The 16,461-nt window shown below is 71.0% G+C and carries 14 protein-coding genes; 10 read left to right on the plus strand and 4 right to left on the minus strand.

All coding sequences use genetic code 11. From position 1 onward, the window contains the following. Nucleotides 1-93 precede the first annotated feature (93 nt). The 5 genes from EBN03_RS27435 (at nt 94) to EBN03_RS27455 (ending at nt 6,584) form a co-directional block, all read left to right on the plus strand. Nucleotides 94-1,374 (plus strand): adenosylmethionine--8-amino-7-oxononanoate transaminase, encoded by a 1,281-nt coding sequence (locus EBN03_RS27435; protein ID WP_233608680.1) that lies wholly within the window; start codon nt 94-96, stop codon nt 1,372-1,374. 177 nt (nt 1,375-1,551) lie between these two features. After that, complete coding sequence (locus EBN03_RS27440; RefSeq protein ID WP_122191026.1) at nt 1,552-2,538, plus strand: hypothetical protein; 987 nt, start codon at nt 1,552-1,554, stop codon at nt 2,536-2,538. A 348-nt stretch (nt 2,539-2,886) separates the two neighbouring features. Next, entirely contained in the window at nt 2,887-4,062 is a 1,176-nt protein-coding gene (locus EBN03_RS27445) for an 8-amino-7-oxononanoate synthase (RefSeq protein ID WP_122191027.1), read from the plus strand. Nucleotides 4,063-4,111: 49 nt separating this feature from the next. Further along, nucleotides 4,112-4,792: a dethiobiotin synthase gene (bioD, locus tag EBN03_RS27450; protein ID WP_122191028.1), complete on the plus strand. Its 681-nt coding sequence runs from the start codon at nt 4,112-4,114 to the stop codon at nt 4,790-4,792. A gap of 124 nt (nt 4,793-4,916) precedes the next feature. After that, complete coding sequence (locus EBN03_RS27455; protein WP_158675751.1) at nt 4,917-6,584, plus strand: glycoside hydrolase family 5 protein; 1,668 nt, start codon at nt 4,917-4,919, stop codon at nt 6,582-6,584. 46 nt (nt 6,585-6,630) lie between these two features. Here EBN03_RS27455 and EBN03_RS27460 read toward each other — a convergent pair whose 3' ends face one another. Next, nucleotides 6,631-9,429 carry an ATP-binding protein gene (locus tag EBN03_RS27460; protein ID WP_233608681.1) on the minus strand — a complete coding sequence of 933 codons (2,799 nt, stop codon included), beginning with the start codon at nt 9,427-9,429 and terminating at the stop codon, nt 6,631-6,633. A gap of 201 nt (nt 9,430-9,630) precedes the next feature. On the opposite strand from EBN03_RS27460, the gene EBN03_RS27465 reads away from it, so the two are divergent. After that, on the plus strand, nt 9,631-9,996 hold the full coding sequence (locus tag EBN03_RS27465; protein WP_122191030.1) for a nuclear transport factor 2 family protein: 366 nt from the start codon (nt 9,631-9,633) through the stop codon (nt 9,994-9,996). Between the two features lie 81 nt (nt 9,997-10,077). Beyond that, nucleotides 10,078-11,505 (plus strand): MFS transporter, encoded by a 1,428-nt coding sequence (locus EBN03_RS27470; protein WP_199742981.1) that lies wholly within the window; start codon nt 10,078-10,080, stop codon nt 11,503-11,505. 77 nt (nt 11,506-11,582) lie between these two features. Here EBN03_RS27470 and EBN03_RS27475 read toward each other — a convergent pair whose 3' ends face one another. After that, nucleotides 11,583-12,167 carry a TetR family transcriptional regulator gene (locus tag EBN03_RS27475; RefSeq protein WP_122191032.1) on the minus strand — a complete coding sequence of 195 codons (585 nt, stop codon included), beginning with the start codon at nt 12,165-12,167 and terminating at the stop codon, nt 11,583-11,585. 100 nt (nt 12,168-12,267) lie between these two features. On the opposite strand from EBN03_RS27475, the gene bioB reads away from it, so the two are divergent. From bioB to EBN03_RS27490, 3 genes are read left to right on the plus strand one after another with little or no spacing between them, the layout of a single operon-like run. Then, entirely contained in the window at nt 12,268-13,281 is a 1,014-nt protein-coding gene (bioB, locus tag EBN03_RS27480) for a biotin synthase BioB (protein ID WP_122191033.1), read from the plus strand. A 37-nt stretch (nt 13,282-13,318) separates the two neighbouring features. Beyond that, entirely contained in the window at nt 13,319-13,516 is a 198-nt protein-coding gene (gene bsaP, locus EBN03_RS27485; protein WP_122191062.1) for a biotin synthase auxiliary protein BsaP, read from the plus strand. Beyond that, entirely contained in the window at nt 13,516-14,229 is a 714-nt protein-coding gene (locus tag EBN03_RS27490) for a DUF2567 domain-containing protein (RefSeq protein ID WP_158675752.1), read from the plus strand. Before bsaP ends, EBN03_RS27490 begins: the two co-directional genes overlap by 1 nt. A 97-nt stretch (nt 14,230-14,326) precedes the next feature. On the opposite strand, the gene EBN03_RS27495 is transcribed toward EBN03_RS27490, so the two are convergent. Both EBN03_RS27495 and EBN03_RS27500 read right to left on the minus strand, forming a co-directional pair. Next, nucleotides 14,327-14,971, minus strand: coding sequence for a DedA family protein (locus EBN03_RS27495; protein WP_122191035.1), 645 nt, complete (start codon nt 14,969-14,971; stop codon nt 14,327-14,329). 266 nt (nt 14,972-15,237) lie between these two features. Continuing rightward, entirely contained in the window at nt 15,238-16,230 is a 993-nt protein-coding gene (locus EBN03_RS27500) for an IS481 family transposase (protein WP_122191036.1), read from the minus strand. Between the last annotated feature and the right edge of the window lie 231 nt (nt 16,231-16,461).

The following is a 16,461-nucleotide window of genomic DNA, read 5'->3' on the forward strand; positions in this document are numbered from 1 at the left end:
TCGACAGTAGCCGCAGCCCGGGAGGCGGTGGTCCGGCCGCGTCACGATGGTAACTTGAACGGTGTTCAGGAACGCCTCGCCCGAAGGAGCGCCGTGCCCCGCACCGCCGCCGAGATCACCGCGCTCGACGCCGCCCACGTCTGGCACCCCTACGGCGGTTTCCCGGCGACCACCGAGCCGCTCGTGGTCGCGTCGGCCGCCGGGACCAGGCTCACCCTCGCCGACGGCCGGGAACTGATCGACGGCATGAGCAGCTGGTGGGCCGCCGTCCACGGCTACCGGCACCCGGTGCTCGACGCGGCCCTGGTCGCGCAGTCCGAGCGGATGAGTCACGTCATGTTCGGCGGCCTCACCCACGAGCCCGCCGTGCGGCTGGCCGAACTACTGGTCGAGCTCACCCCCGCGGGCCTGGACAAAGTATTCCTCTGCGACTCCGGCTCGATCTCGGTGGAGGTCGCGGTCAAGATGTGCCTGCAGTACTGGCGGGCCCTGGGCCGGCCCGGCAAACACCGGCTGCTGACCTGGCGCGGCGGCTACCACGGCGACACCTTCACCCCGATGAGTGTGTGCGACCCCGAAGGCGGCATGCACGCGCTGTGGACCGACGTGCTCGCCGAGCAGATCTTCGCGCCGATGCCGCCGCACGACTACGACCCCGAGTACGTCGCGCTCCTCGAACAATTGATCGCCGCACACGCCGACGAGGTGGCCGCGGTCATCGTGGAGCCGATCGTGCAGGGCGCCGGCGGCATGCGCTTCCACCACCCCGACTACCTGCGGGACCTGCGCCGACTCTGCGACGCTCACGGCATCCTGCTGATCTTCGACGAGATCGCCACCGGATTCGGCCGCACCGGAACACTTTTCGCCGCCGACGCGGCGGGCGTCACCCCCGACGTGATGTGTGTCGGCAAGGCGCTGACCGGCGGCTACCTCACCCTCGCCGCCGCTGTCACCACCACCGCGATCGCCGAGACGATCAGCGCCGCGCACGGCGGTCTCATGCACGGCCCCACCTTCATGGGCAACCCGCTGGCCTGTGCGGTGGCGGTCGCCTCGACCGAACTGCTGCTCGCCCGGGACTGGCGGCGGGAAGTGGCCGATATCGAGGCCGGGCTGCGAGCCGGATTGGCGCCCGCGCGTGCGGTTCCCGGCGTCGCCGATGTCCGGGTGCTGGGCGCGATCGGAGTCGTCGAACTGGACGGGCCCGTCGACATGCGGTCCGCCACGCGCGCCGCGGTCGACGCCGGAGTGTGGTTGCGCCCGTTCCGCAATCTCGTCTACACGATGCCGCCGTTCATCAGCACGCCCGAGGACGTTGCCGCGATCGCGAACGCCGTGGTCGCGGCCGCCGCGAGCGAGCGGTCGCGCTGACCGCCGGACCGCGCCGCGATCCGGGTCGGGTCGCATCGAACCGCCCCGGCCACGACGGCTCACGCGGCTGTGCCGCACCCGAGTCGCGGGCGGTAAGCGGAACCGAGCACGCCCGCGGCGGATCGCCTGTGACACTTGGTCGGTGGAACGGATCGGCGGCGGCTACTCTGTGCCGTTATGACCAGCTTCACTCCGCCCGGACCGTATGACACCGGGCAGCTTCCGGTGGTCTACGGCTCGGCCATGCCGGACCAGTTCCCGACCGGGGTCGGTTTCAGTCCCGTCACCGTGGCGTCATCGGAAAACGCTGTCCTGCTCCGGGTTTCCGGCCTCCTGCTGGCAGTTGCCGGAGTGCTGCTGGCGATCGGATCCATGCTTCCGGTCTGGGTGGTCCAGATCGGCGGCCACGAGATCCGATCGCTGCCCTGGCGCGGCGACGTGGCCGGGGGTGTGACGCACCACAGTTCGCCCTCGCTGGGTGTGCAGCTGACCCTGCTGGCGGTGATCGCGCTCGGGATCGGCGTGCTGACCCTGGTACTGGCCGAACGGCCCTACGCTTGGTCGGCGCCCGTCGGTGTCGCGACCGGCGGGTTGCTGCTGGGGTTCGGGATCACCCAGGTCGGGCACGTGGTGAACAACCACTACTCGGGCCTGCATTTCCAGTACGGGTCGGGGTTGTGGCTGGTGGTGCTGGCCGCTATCGCGGCGCTGTTCGGTGCCCTCGCGGCACTGTCGGCGAACGGCGAGCGGACCATGCTCGAGGGTCGCGGCCCGTCCGACCTGCAGGCCGGATTCGGGTTGCTCGCCACCGCCGCGGCCACCGCCGTGGCCGCGGTCGGACTGCACCTGGACGGGCACAAGGGTTTTCACGGCAGCACGACCCTCACCTCGGTCATGACGGCGGCTCTGCTGGTCGGCCTGCTGTTCGCGGTGGCGCTCGCGGTGCTGCTGTTGCTCGGCCGCGCCGACCGGGCCGGCGTCCGCCCGCTCACCGCCCTGGTGGCGGCCTGGCTGCTCGGCTCCACCTCCACCCTGGCCTGGCCCGCCCTGTTCCACAGCCAACTGCCGACATTCCTGGCGCACAGCATCTGGGGACTGAGCGCGGTGGTGCTGACGGCGGCGTTCACCATGGTCGCCGCGGTGCGGGCGACTGCCCTGCGGTAGCCGAGCGTCCGTCCTGCGGTTGCCGGGCGAGCGTCCTGCAGTTGTCGGGCGACTGCCCTGCGCTAGCCGGGCGAGCGTCCTGCGGTAGCCGAGCGAGCGTCCTGCGGTTATCGGGCGACTGCCCTGCGCTAGCCGAGCGAGCGTCCTGCGGTAGCCGGGCGAGCGTCCTGAGGTAGCCGAGCGAGCGTCCTGCGGTTATCGGGCGAGCGTTAGGCGGTGGCTGAGCGTCCAATTTCGCTCGTGACCGGGGTACCGGGTGGCGTCCGGGGTTCGGGCGGATGTCGGCGCGGTCGCCTGTGCGGCAGTCTCCGGCGGCTCCTGAACGGCGTTCAAGTATGCTCGTGAACTGTGAATGTCGACCCATTGCGCTGGCTGGACGAGCGTGCCGCGGACCGGACGCGGGCCGGGCTGCGCCGGCAGTTGCGGGCACGGGTGCCCGGGGAGGCGCTGATCGATCTGGCCTCCAACGACTACCTGGGCCTGTCGCGGCATCCCGCGGTGGCCGCGGGGGCCGTCGAGGCGGTCCGGAAGTGGGGGACCGGGTCGACCGGGTCGCGGCTGGTGACCGGGACCACCGCCGATCACGAACAGCTCGAGACGGAACTGGCCGAATTCGTCGGCGCCGAAGCCGGATTGGTGTTCTCCTCCGGGTACGCCGCCAACCTCGGGGTGGTCACGGCACTGGCCGGGCGCGAGGCGCTGGTCGTCTCCGACGCCGGTAGTCACGCCTCGCTGGTCGACGCCTGCCGGTTGTCGCGGGCGCGGGTGGTGGTGACACCGCACCGGGACGTCGACGCGGTCGACCGGGCGCTGGCGCAGCGCACCGAGGAGCGGGCGTTGGTCCTCACCGACTCGGTGTTCAGCGCCGACGGTGACCTGGCCCCGCTCGACGCCCTGCACCGGGTCACCCGGGCGAACGGCGCGGTACTGATCGTGGACGAGGCGCACGGCATCGGGGTGCGCGGGGACGGCGGCCGCGGGCTGGTACAGGAAGTCGGCCTGGCCGGTGAACCGGATCTGGTGATCACCGCCACTCTCTCCAAAGCCCTTGCCACGCAAGGCGGAGCGGTGCTCGCCAGCGAGCGGGTGCGCGCTCATCTGATCGACGCGGCCCGCACCTTCATCTTCGACACCGGTCTGGCACCCGCGGCCGTCGGTGCGGCGCTGGCCGCGCTGCGGTTGCTGCGCGCCGAACCCGAGATGGCGGGCCGGGTGCTGGCCCGGGCCGGCGAGATCGCGGCGGTTGCCGGTGTGGCGCAACCGGAGTCGGCGGTGGTGTCGGTGGTGTTGGGCGAGCCACAGGTGGCCTACGACGCCGCCCAGGCGTGCCGGGCCCGCGGTTTGAGCGTCGGCTGTTTCCGCCCGCCGTCGGTGCCCGAGGGGACGTCCCGGTTGCGGCTGACCGCCCGCGCCGACCTGACCGACAGTGAGATGGAACAGATCACCGCGGTGCTCGGTGACGTGCTGGCGGCGACCCGGGTCCGGCATGCGCCCGAGTCGAACGGCCGCGAGGTGCGGGCGTGAGTGGACGGGTCTACTGCCGCCGGGGTGCGGTGATCGGAGAGGTGGCGGCATGAGCGTGCTGTTGGTGACCGGAACGTCGACCGATGTGGGCAAGACCGTGGTGACCGCCGCGCTGGCGGCGGCCGCGCGGGCCGCCGGCCGGTCCGTGGCGGTCTGCAAGCCGGCCCAGACCGGTGTGGCCCCGGGCGAACCCGGCGACCTCGCCGAGATCGAGCGGCTCGCCGGGGTGACCCGGACGCTCGAATTGGCCCGCTACCCGGAGCCGTTGGCGCCCGACACCGCCGCCCGGCGCTGCGGTGCGCCGCTGCTCACCCTGGCCGAGACCGTCGCCGGGATCGAGACCCTGGCCGACGCGGATCTGGTGCTGGTCGAGGGAGCGGGCGGATTGCTGGTCCGAGTGGGCGAATTCACGTTGCTGGAGCTGGCGCAGAAGCTGGGGGCGCCGGTGGTGGTGGTCGCCGCGGCGGGGCTGGGCACGCTCAATCACAGCGAGCTCACCACCCGCGCGCTGGCCGCGGCCGGGGTGCCGTGTGCGGGTCTGGTCATCGGATCATGGCCGCGCACACCGGATCTGGCGTCGGAGTGCAACCGCGACGATCTGCCCGCGGTGACCGGTGTCGAGTTGGCCGGTAGTGTGCCGGCCGGCGCCGGACGATTCGATCCGGAGCGGTTCGCGGCGTCGGCTGCCGGCTGGTTCGACTCCCGCTGGCTGGCCGATCTGCTGCGCTGAGCTGCGATTCACATGTTTCTGCGGATAACTGGTCATTCGTCCAGAACTGGCTGTTAACGTGAGCTGCGGCATGGCGATCCCGCCCGGTCGTCATGCCGCACCTTCGACCAAGAGCCGGGAAACGTTGAACCACACGAAGCTCCGACAGCGCCTGGCACTGCTCACGGCCGCTGTATCCACCCTCGCCGCACTGCCACTCGCCGGCGCCGCGCACGCGGCGCCCGCGCTCCCCGGCCACCAGGTCGACCACCTGCTGCACGCGGTCACCGGTCCCGACGCTCGCATCGCCGACGACACCGGCCGGGCCGTCCTGCTGCGCGGCGTCAACGTGAACGGGCTCGGCCAGTACTACCAGGAATGGCCGGATCTGCCCGCCACCGCCGGCCTCGCCGAAGACGACTTCGCGCGCATCGCCGCGACCGGCGCCAACGTGGTCCGGCTGATCATCACCTGGTCGCTGCTCGAACCGACCCGCGGCGTGATCGACCAGGGCTACCTGGACCGGATCGCCCAGGCAGTGGAATGGGCTCGGGCCCACGACATCTACGTCATCCTCGACATGCACCAGGACGCGTGGGGCCCGGCCGTCGACACCCCCGACGGGGTGTGGTGCCCGCCGTTCGGCAATCCCGCCGTCGGATTCGACGGGGCACCCGCCTGGGCCACGGCGCTGGTCGGCACCTCGGCGACCTGCCGGTTCGGCGAACGCGAACTGTCCGTCGCGGTTCAGACCTCGTTCCAGAACTTCTATCTGGACGCCGGCGGGGTGCAATCCGAACTGGTCAAGGTGTGGGGCGCGGTCGCGGCGCGCTTCGCCGCCGACCCGGCCGTCGCCGGCTACGACCTGCTGAACGAGCCCAACCCGGGACTCGCGATCGGGTACGACGACTACGTGCTGCTCGGAAACTATTACCAGCGAGCCATTTCCGCGATCCGCAGCGCGGAGGGCAAGGCGCCGCACGGCACCGGGCACATCGTGTTCTTCGAACCGTCGGTCATCACCGGCCCGCTGCCGGTGCCGGGACCGCAGGCGGGATTCACCGGCAGCGGCGCGGGCAGCGCCACGGGGAGCGCGGGCAGCTCCGACAGCGCGGGCAGCTCCGGCAGCGCGGGCAGTTCCGGCAGCGGAACCGGCAGCGCGGGCAGCTCCGTCAGCGGCATCGGCAGCGCGGGCGGCGGTGTCCACGACCCCAACTCGGTGTACGCGCCGCATCAGTACAACGAGTCCATCAGCCCGCTCGGCGGCACCCTCGCCCAGGGCTTCGCCGACACCGCCACGGCCGCAAAGGGATACGGCACCACGTTCTTCAACGGCGAATGGGGATTCTGGGACCACGACCAGGCGGTGATCGCCGACAAGGTGACCCGCTACGCCGCACTCGAGGACCGGTACCGCGTCGGCGGCACCTTCTGGGACTGGCGGCAGGCCTGCGGCGACCCGCACAACATCCAAATCCGTGGCACCCGCCCGAACTGCACCGCGGGCGAGGAAACCGGTCTGGAGCAGGACCCGGCCATCCTGACCGCGGTCTCCCGCGCCTATCCGCGGTCCGCGCCGGGGCTTCTCACCGGTATCACCGCCGACCCGGCAACCGGAACCCTGACCGTCACGGGCACCGCCGACCACGCCGGCCAGGCCGCCGACCTGTGGGCTCCGGCCCGCTGCGCGCACCCGGCCGTCACCGGCACGAATGTCACCGGTGCACAGGCGCAACCGGTGTCCGGTGGCTGGCGGGTCACCGCTGTCGTCCCGGGGACCGGCGCGTATACCGTCAGCATCGGCTGCGCCTGAGCACCCGGCTTGGACGGTTGCCGATCGGGCGGCGGGCTTCGACGGCTCAACCCAGTTCCGCGGCAAGGTCTTTCAGTTCGGTGCGGGAGGTGACTCCCAGCTTCGGATAGGCCTTGTACAGGTGGAAACCCACGGTGCGGTGGCTCAGGAACAGCTGGGCGGCGATATCGCGGTTGGACAGGCCGCGGGCGGCCAGGCGCACGATCTGCAGTTCCTGCGGGGTCAGGGTGGCGACCGGCCCGCGTGGGCGGGTGGCGCCGTCGGTGGCGCCGGTGGCGAGCAGTTCGGCGCGGGTGCGTTCGGCCCAGGGGCGCATACCGACCCGCTCGAATACCTCCAGGGCGGCGCTCAGGTGCGGGCGGGCTTCGGAGCGGCGGCGGGCCCGGCGCAGCCACTCGCCGTACAGCAGGGCGGTGCGTGCGTATTCCACTGGGCGGGTGTCGATATCGTGCAGGTCGAGCGCCTCGCGGTAGCACGCTTCGGCCGCGGCGTCGTCCAGTAGCGCGCGGCAGCGCAGCACCAGCGCGTCGACCCAGGGCCGGCGGACCGAGGCCGCCCACCGAATCAGGCGATCCATGCCCGCGGCGGCCCGTTCCGGCTCGCCGATCCGGACGGCGGCCTCCACCAGGTCGGGGACGGCGCGCAGCGCGCCCACCTGATGCCGATACGGTTCCTGGGCAAGGGGTTCCAGCCGCCGGACCGCCGATTCGGCTCGGCCCCAACCCAAGTCGAGCAGCCCGAGTGCCCAGTGTGCCCAGCTGGCGCCGGGCGCGGACCCACCCGCACCCGGAATCGACCCGGCCTCGGCGTGCCGGCGGCAGGCCTGTTCGTCGCCGGTGTCGGCGTGGAACCGGGCCAGCAGGCTGTCGATCTGGCCGACCCAGTGCCGCTGCCCGGTGTCGTGCGCGAGCGCCCGGGCCTCGGTCGCCAGGGTGATCCCGTCGATCAGGTAGCCGGCGAACAATTCGACCTCGGCGGCGAAGAACAGCACCGTCGGCAGCCGCCCGGCCGCGCCCGCGGCACGGTAGCCGGCGATCAGCTCGTTGGCCAGCACGAACGCGTCGTCGTCCTGGGCGCGTGCCAGCGCCGCGCCGCACGACATCAGCAACACCGACTCCGGGGCGCCACCGCGGGCCCGGACCTCGGCGACCATGTCGCGCAGCGCCGACGTGGGTTCGGCATTGCCCCAATCCATCAGGTGCCGTACGTATCCGACGGCCGGCAACAGCGGATCCTGCGGTGCCAGCGGCAGCGCCGCCAGCCGGTCCAGGGTCGAAACGAGTTGTGCCTCACCGAGATACCAGGCGGTGTGGACGGCCTGCATGAGCATGACCGCGGCCCGGCTCGGTTCGTCCGCCGCGACCCGGTCCGCGGCCTCGAACAGCTGGGTGTGCGCACCGGCGTAGTCGCCCTGCCAGAACCGGACCAGTCCGAGCAGGTGACCGCGCTCGGCGTGGACCAGCGGCTGCCCGGCGGTCTCGGTCGCGGGGGCGATCTCGGTGACGAGCTGCGCCGCGTGGTCGAGATCGCCTGCGAGCAAGGCGGATTCGGCGGCGAGTAGCCGACGTCGCTGGCGCGGCGGGGCCGTCGTGGACAGCTGGGCCGCGCGTTCGTAGGCGACGGCCGCGGCCTCGTGCCCGCTGCGGTCCCGGGCCCGGTCGGCCGTCTGTTCGAGCAGGGCCGCGACCTCGTCGTCCGGCCCGGTGGTGGCGGCGGCCAGGTGCCAGGCCCGGCGGTCGGCCTGGTCGGGGGTGTCCAGTGCGGCGGCCAGCGCCCGATGCACGGCGATCCGATCCACCAGCGGCGCCCGCTGATACACCGCGGCCCGGATCAGCGGATGCCGGAAGCTCACTGCCGCACCGGCATTCGCGGGGCCGGTGAGCAGCCCCGCTGATTCGGCGGGCGCCAGGTCCGCCACCGCCGCGCCCAGGTCGCGCGCCGCGCGCAGCACCACCGCGAGGTCGCCGGTGTCGTCGGCGGCGACGATCAGCAGCAGGGTGCGGGTCGCGGTGGGCAACCGGTCGACTCGATCGTGGAACGCGGCCAGCAGGCGGTCGGTCAGCGTGAGCGGCCCGGCCGGCGCATCGGGTGAATCAGCCAGTGCCAGAGGCAGTTCCCGCAGCGCCAGCGGATTGCCGCGCGCCTCGGTGAGCAGCCGGTAGCGCAGCGCGGGGGACAGCTGATGTCGATCGAGCAGGGCCGCGGCGGCTTCGGGAGCCAGTCCGTCGAGCCGGTGCTCGGGCAACCCGGGCGCGGTGAAACGATCGCTGTCGCGGGCCGCGAACAACAGCACCACACCCTCGGCGTAGAGCCGGCGGGCGGCGAAAAGCAGTGCATCGCACGAGGACCGGTCCAACCAGTGCGCGTCGTCGATCAGGCAGAGCAGCCCGGCGTCGCCCGCGTACTCGGCCAGCAGCGACAGCACCGCCAGGCCGATCAGCATCGGTTCCGCCGCGCCCGCACCGCTCACCGACGGCGACTCCACCGGTGTGCGCGCCGCCGCCGGGACCGGAAGGCCCAGCGCCGCCGACAACGCCCGATGCTGCGGCTCCGGCAACGCGGACAAGCCACCCAGCGCGGGCCGCAGCAGCAACTGCAGCCCGGCGAACGGCAGCTCGGCCTCGCTCTCGATACCCATCCCGCGCAGCACCCGCAGCTCACCGGCCGTGGCCGCGGCATCGTCCAGCAGCGCGGTCTTCCCGATCCCGGGGTCGCCGCGCAGTACGAGGGCGCCGCTGTGGCCGGCGCGGGCCCGGTCGAGGAGCTCGCCGATCCGGGCGTGCTCGACGTCGCGGCCGTAGAGCAGATCGGTCATGGGGTCGCGCCAGCGGCCGGCGCACGGCATGCGGTGATCATCGACCCCATCTTGGCGGTCAGGTCCCGCTGCGGGCAATCCATCCGGTGCTCGGATCGCGCCCGGTCCTTACCTGCCCCCAGTACCGGTAGCGAGTACCTAAGCATGACGGATTCGGCCGCCCGACCTGCTCCGTAACGTCTGTACCAGCGAAAACAACACCGCTACCGCACGATTCGAAGGAGCAGGACAATGAGCGACCGCACCGAACTGGTTCAGCGTTACCTGGCCGCCTGGAACGCGACCGTCCCCGCCGAGCGGGACGCACTGATCGCCGAAACCTTCACCGAGAACGCCGGATACACCGACCCGATGGGTTCGGTCCGCGGCCACGCGGCGCTCGCCGCCACCATCGCCGCCGTCCAGGAGCAGTTCGCGGGCCTGGAGTTCACCCTCGGCGGTCCCGTCGACGCCCACCACGAGCTGGTCCGCTTCACCTGGCACCTCGGCCGCCCCGGCGGCGCCCCGCTGGTCGTCGGCTTCGACGTCGCCGAGGTCGCCGAGGACGGCCGCATCGCCGCAGTCCACGGCTTCCTGGACCAGGTCCCGGCCGCCTGAGTGGCCGGGCCGCCCGGCTCGGGGCCGGAGCCCGGCGCTCACGGCATCCACATTTCCAGCAATACGGAAGGTCTCACCGTCATGTCCACTGATCTCCTTGCCGAAGAACGGGTTTCGGCCCCGCCCCCGACCAGGGCGGCCGGGTGGGGGAGCCTCGTCATCCTGTTGGCTGGCACCTTCATGTCCACGCTCGACTACTTCATCGTCAATGTGGCCGTCCCGGACGCGCAGGCCGATCTGCATGCCGGTGCGGCCGCCATCCAGTGGGTGGTCGCGGCGTTCGGGCTCGCGGTCGCCGCGGGGCTGATCACCGGTGGCCGGCTCGGTGACCTGTACGGCCGGCGGCGCCTGTTCGGCATCGGCACCGCCGTGTTCACGGCCGCGTCGGCGGCATGCGCGCTCTCGGGTAACGCCTCGGAGCTGATCGCGGCCCGGGTGGGCCAGGGCATCGGGATGGCGCTGCTGGCACCGCAGGTGCTGGGCATCATCGCCGCCACGTTCACCGGGCCGCGGCAGGCGAAAGCCTATGCGGCGTACGGGTTCGTGATGGGTGTGGCGGGCGTGTTCGGGCAGCTGATCGGCGGGGTGGTGATCCGGGCCGATCTGTTCGGGCTCGGCTGGCGCAACATCTTCTGGATCAACGTCCCGATCGGGATCGTCGCGGTGGCACTGCTGCGGCCGATGGTGCCGGAATCGAAGGGCGACCGGGGGACCGGACTGGATCTGCCCGGTGTGGGCCTGGTGGTGGCCGCGCTGGTCTCGACCGTGTTGCCGCTGATCCAGGGTCGGCAGGACGGGTGGCCGCTGTGGACGTTCCTGTTGCTGGCCGCGGCGGTGCTGCTGCTGGCCGTGTTCGCCGCCTACCAGCGGTGGCTGAGCGGCCGGGGCGGGGAGCCGCTGGTGGATCCGGCCCTGTTCGCGCAGCCGGGTTTCTCGGCCGGTCTCGGTGTCGCGCTGGCCTACCAGATGGCGATGGGTTCGTTCTTCCTCTACCTGGCGCTGTATCTGCAACAGGGACGCGGACTTTCGGCGCTGGATTCGGGCCTGCTGTTCCTCGGACTCGGTGTCGCCTACCTGGCCACCTCGATGGCCGCGACGGCGGTGACGGCGCGGCTGGGCCGGCAGGTGATCGCGGTCGGCGCGGTGCTACAGGGGCTCGGCTACCTGGTGCTGCTGCTCGCGGTGCACGACATCGGGCTGCACGGCTCGGTGCTGTGGACCCTGCCCGGCACCGTATTGGCCGGGGCCGGAATGGGATTGGCTTTCGTTCCGACACCCGGTGTGGTGCTGGCGAACGTCGGCCCGCAGCATGCGGCTGCCGCGGCGGGGGTGCTGTCCACCGCTCAGCAGGTCGGTGGCGCGCTGGGCATCGCGATCGTCGGGATCGAGTTCTACGCGGGCACCGACCTGGCCGGCGGGTTCGTCGCCAGCCTGCTGCCGATGGCCGGGTTCTGCTTGCTGGCAGCGGGTTTGGTGCAGCTGCTGCCGCGCCGGGCGGCCCGGGCCTGAGCAATCGACAGCGAATCGCCGCACTCTCCACGGAGGTGCGGCGATTCGCTGTTCGCCGAGGCGGTGAGCCGCCGCGTCTAGCGGACCCGGCTACCCAGCAGGTGTCGCACGCCGCCGAGGAACAGCTGCAGACCGAAGTCGAAACGTTCTGTGGCACTGATGGTGTCGAACAGCGGGGACTTGTCCTGCGGGAGTGCGCCGGCGGAGTCCATCTGCATCCGGGCCTGCTCGTCGACGGTCTCGCCCAGCACGTAGTAGAGCAGCGTGTACGCGGACAGGTCCGCCTCCTCGCGGGTCATACCACCGCGAATCAGCGCTCCCGCCAAGCGTTCCCGGCCCTTGCTGGTGGTCAGCCGGGAGGCGTAGGTGGCCGAGACCAGTTCGGCGCCGTCGCGGTAGGCGAGCAGGCAGGACCGCAGCCGGTGCGACAGCTCGGTGATCTGGCCCTCCCAGTCGGTGGCGGCGACCGGCTCGTCCATCGGGGCGAGGACCCGGTCGGCGACCGCGCCGAGTAGGCCCTGCTTGTTCGGGAAGTGCCAGTACAGCGCGCCGGGCTGGACGTGCAGGGACGTCGCGAGGCGCCGCATCGTCAGATCGGCCAGGCCGTACTGGTCGAGAATGGCGATGGCGCCGTCCACCACGTCGGTGCGGTGCAGCTGCACGGGCAACCCCCCAATGTGCTTCGACTCACTGTTGCCGCTACCCTAGCCTGAACACCGTTCAAGTTCCACGGCCACACCCGGGCCGGACGAAGGGAATCCCATGACCCAGGCGCCCGTGCGGAGCGACATTCTGGCCATCGCCCGCGAGCAGGTGCTCGAACAGGGCGTCGGTCTCACTCAGGACCAGACCCTCGAAATCCTGCGCCTGGCGGACGACCAGCTCGAAGAGCTGCTGGCGCTCGCCCACGAAGTACGCATGAAGTGGTGTGGTCCCGAGGTCGAGGTCGAGGGCATCATCTCGCTCAAGACCGGCGGCTGCCCCGAGGACTGTCACTTCTGCTCCCAGTCCGGCCTGTTCCAGTCCCCGGTGCGCGCCGCCTGGCTCGACATCCCCAGCCTGGTCGAGGCCGCCAAGCAGACCGCCAAGACTGGCGCCACCGAATTCTGCATCGTCGCCGCCGTGCGCGGCCCGGACGAGCGGCTGATGGCGCAGGTCGCCGCCGGCGTCGAGGCGATTCGCGCCGAGGTCGACATCCAGGTCGCCTGCTCGCTGGGCATGCTGAACCAGGAGCAGGTCGACGCGCTGGCCGCCATGGGCGTGCACCGCTACAACCACAACCTCGAGACCGCCAAGTCGCACTTCCCGAACGTGGTCACCACCCACTCCTACGAGGAGCGCTGGGACACGCTGCGCATGGTCCGCGACGCCGGCATGGAGGTGTGCTCGGGCGGCATCCTCGGCATGGGTGAAAGCCTGGAGCAGCGCGCCGAATTCGCCGCGCAGCTGGCCGAATTGCAGCCCGACGAGGTGCCGCTGAACTTCCTCAACCCGCGCCCGGGCACCCCGTTCGGTGACCTCGAGGTGCTGCCCGCCGCCGACGCGCTGCGCGCCATCGCCGCGTTCCGCCTCGCCCTGCCGCGCACCATCCTGCGCTTCGCGGGTGGCCGCGAGATCACCCTGGGCGACCTGGGTGCCAAGCAGGGCATGCTCGGCGGCATCAACGCCGTCATCGTCGGCAACTACCTCACCACCCTGGGCCGTCCGGCCGAGGCCGACATCGATCTGCTCGGTGAGCTGTCGATGCCGATCAAGGCGCTCAACGAAACCCTCTGAGCGATCGGTGAGTTCAGTGCAGGGTAAGGTCTGCGACGTGCCCAGTTTCAATCCGTTCACCGGTCAGCCGGCCGGATCCGGCGACGCGCTGCCCGCCGCGGCCGCGCTGGGGCTGGAACCGCCGCGCTACTGCGCCGAATGCGGACGCCGGATGATCGTCCAGGTCAGTCCGGACGGCTGGTGGGCAAAATGCTCCCGGCACGGAGTCATCGACTCCAAGTCCCTGGAACGGTGATGCCCTACGACAAGCGCGCGACGACCCGCACCCGGCAGGTGCGGGTCGTCGTGTGTGTGATGGTCGCGGTGCTCGCCGCGAGCCTGCTGGGCGGTGCCGTGTGGGGTCTGCTGGCGCCGGTCGAGCACGTGGTGGTCGTCGATTCGGCGCAGGGTCTCGGCACGGTGCTGTCGGGGGAGAGCGCGCACGAGTTCGACGCGGTGGCGCTGTTCGTCTGCGTCGGCCTGGTCACCGGCCTGTTGACCGCGATCGCGGCCTGGCGGCTGCGCGGATTCCGCGGGCCGCTGCTCGCCGCCGGCGTGATCGTGGCCTCACTGCTCGGGTCGCAGGTGATGAGCTGGTTCGGCGGCCTGGTCGCCGGGTGGCGGCATCCGCATCACGCGCATCCGCCGGTGCACACCGTGGTGGCGCTGCCCGCGAGCATCGACGGGTGGCCCGATCTGCTGCGCTACATCGGTGAACATCTGGTCGGCCGCGGCACGGAGGCCGGCACCGGGGCCGCGGTACTGATCCAGCCGTTGTTCGCGGCGCTGGCCGTACTGGTGGCGGCGATCGTGAACACCGCACCGGACCTGGGCACCGGTCTGGACCATGTCGGGACCGGCGCGTTCGTGTACTACCCACCGCCGCAGCCGTATCAGCCGCAGCTTCGGCAGCCGCTGCCGCCCGCCGCGGGGCCGGTCGTCGACGGCGCCGGTCAGCCACCGAGCTGAACATCGGTCGCCACGAGCTGGGTGACGTTCGCGCTGCGCTCGGCGCGCCTGGTGGCAGCGTCGCCGCGTGCCCGGATCCGGTCCCGCTCGGCCGGATCTACTGCTTCGGGTGCGTGGCCTGGTAATCCGCTTCTTCGGCCTTCTCGTGCCGGCTCTCGCGGATCTTCCACGCGATCAGCGCGAGCACCACGACGACGGCCACCGCGATCGCCATCCCGCGCCCGACGGTCTTGGCCACGTGCTCGTAGGACAGTCCCGCCGCGTGCCCGATCAGCACGAACGTCACACCCCAGACGATGCCGCCGGTCGCGTTGAACGACAAGAACTTCGGATACGGCATGCGGGCGGTGCCGGCGAGCGCGGGCATCACCGCCCGGAAGAACGCCGTGAACCGCCCGAGGAACACCGCCCAGCCACCCCGCCGCGACAGAAAGTCCTGCGCCCGGTCGAGCCGCGCACGATGCCGATCCAAGAACGGCGCCGCCAGCAACCTGGTCCCGAAATGCTTCCCGACCTCGTACCCGACACTGTCCCCCACGATCGCGGCGACCACCACCAGCACGATCATCAACCACAGGTCCACATGCCCCTGACTGGCCGCCACCCCACCCAGCACCGCCGCGGTCTCCCCGGGGATCACGAACCCGACGAAGATCGCATCCTCGGCGAACACGAGCAGAAATACAGTCAGGTACACCCAGACCGGCGAGATATCCAGAATCCGGTGCATCAGCGAGTCCATGCCCGCCACGCTACCGGGAGCGCCCTCACCTACCCGTCCCGGTCTTTTCGCCGAGCGCGCTGTGGTGCACGTTTTCGCGGCAGAATCTGTACACCAGCGCGCGCTCGGCGCCTGGGCGCGATCCGGCCACCGGGAAGCGAGGGCGAGGTAGTGGCTCGTGCGCCGACTCCGCTATCGGCGATGGCGTCGATCTGGACACCGACACCAAGACCGATAGCTCGACGACCTCGAATCGGTGGCTACGGCACCAAGTTTCGACACACCGCCTAGTTGTACTGACCTGAGAGGTTAGGAACGCGGCTGGCTGGCGGGTGTCCACCGAGTGCGGTGTGGCCGCGGTGGTGATTGTAAGTGTGCAGCCACTCGGCGAATGTGGCCCGACGCTCGGCCTCTGACCGGTAGGGGCGGGCGTAAGCCCATTCCTCGAGCAAAGTGCGGTTGAACCGTTCGACCTTGCCGTTGGTCTGCGGTCGGTAAGGCCGGGTCCGTTTGTGGGTGATCCCACCCGCGGCGAGCTCGGACCGCCAGAGCTGTGAGATGTAGCAGGAACCGTTGTCGGTGAGGACTCGTTCGACGGTGATCCCGTTGGCGGCGAAGTACTTCCGTGCCCGCTGCCAGAACGCGACAGCGGTTTCCTTGCGTTCGTCGGGCAGGATCTCGCTGTAGGCCAGGCGGGAGTGGTCGTCCACAGCATTGTGGATGTAGCTATTGCCGACATGGCTGGCACCGTTGCGGCGCAACACTTTTCCGGGTGTCCGGGTGCGGTTGCGTGATCCGGCGCGGCGGCCGAGGACGCGGTGGCCGCCGCCGTCGGGGATGTTGCCGAGTTTCTTGATGTCGACGTGGACCAGGTCACCGGGAGCTGCGTGTTCGTAGCGGCGGACCGGTGTGGCGGTGGCTCGGTCGAGCCACCGCAGCCGGGTCATCCGGTAGCGGGCCAGGACGCGGTGCACGGTCGAGGGATGCAGTCCGAGCAGGTAGGCGATGCGGGCCGGTCCCCACCGGCGCAGGAGCCGCACTTTGATGATGCGGCGTTCGGTGCGGGTGGGTGTGCGGTTCGGGCTGTGGTGCGGGCGGCTGGACCGGTCACTCATGCAGCCCGCGCCGGCGGTGCGGTAGCGGTCGGCCCACCGTTTAGCGGTGGTGGCCGAGACCTGGAATCGTTCGGCCGCTCGGCGTAGTGGCCAGCCGTCCTCGACGACGCACCGGGCGAGCCGTAACCGGCCCAGTTCCGATAGTGGGGCGTTACGGTGGGACACGAAGACCTCCGGAGTGGGTGTGTTCCTAGACAGCTCGCACTTCACTCGGAGGTCTTCGTCATGTCACCTCGCCACGCCGTCACCAACGTCCATGGTCAGTACACCTAGGCAGTGTTTCGAAGTGAATGATGGGTTGGCACCGCTGTGCGGTGCCAACCCATCAGCATGTTCAGCGAAAGTTGCTGTCCACGTTGGCATGTAGGCGAGGTCTCCGGTAGTTGGTTCAGCTGT

The sequence above is a fragment of the Nocardia stercoris genome (genome assembly GCF_003696265.1).
GTDB lineage: Bacteria > Actinomycetota > Actinomycetes > Mycobacteriales > Mycobacteriaceae > Nocardia > Nocardia stercoris.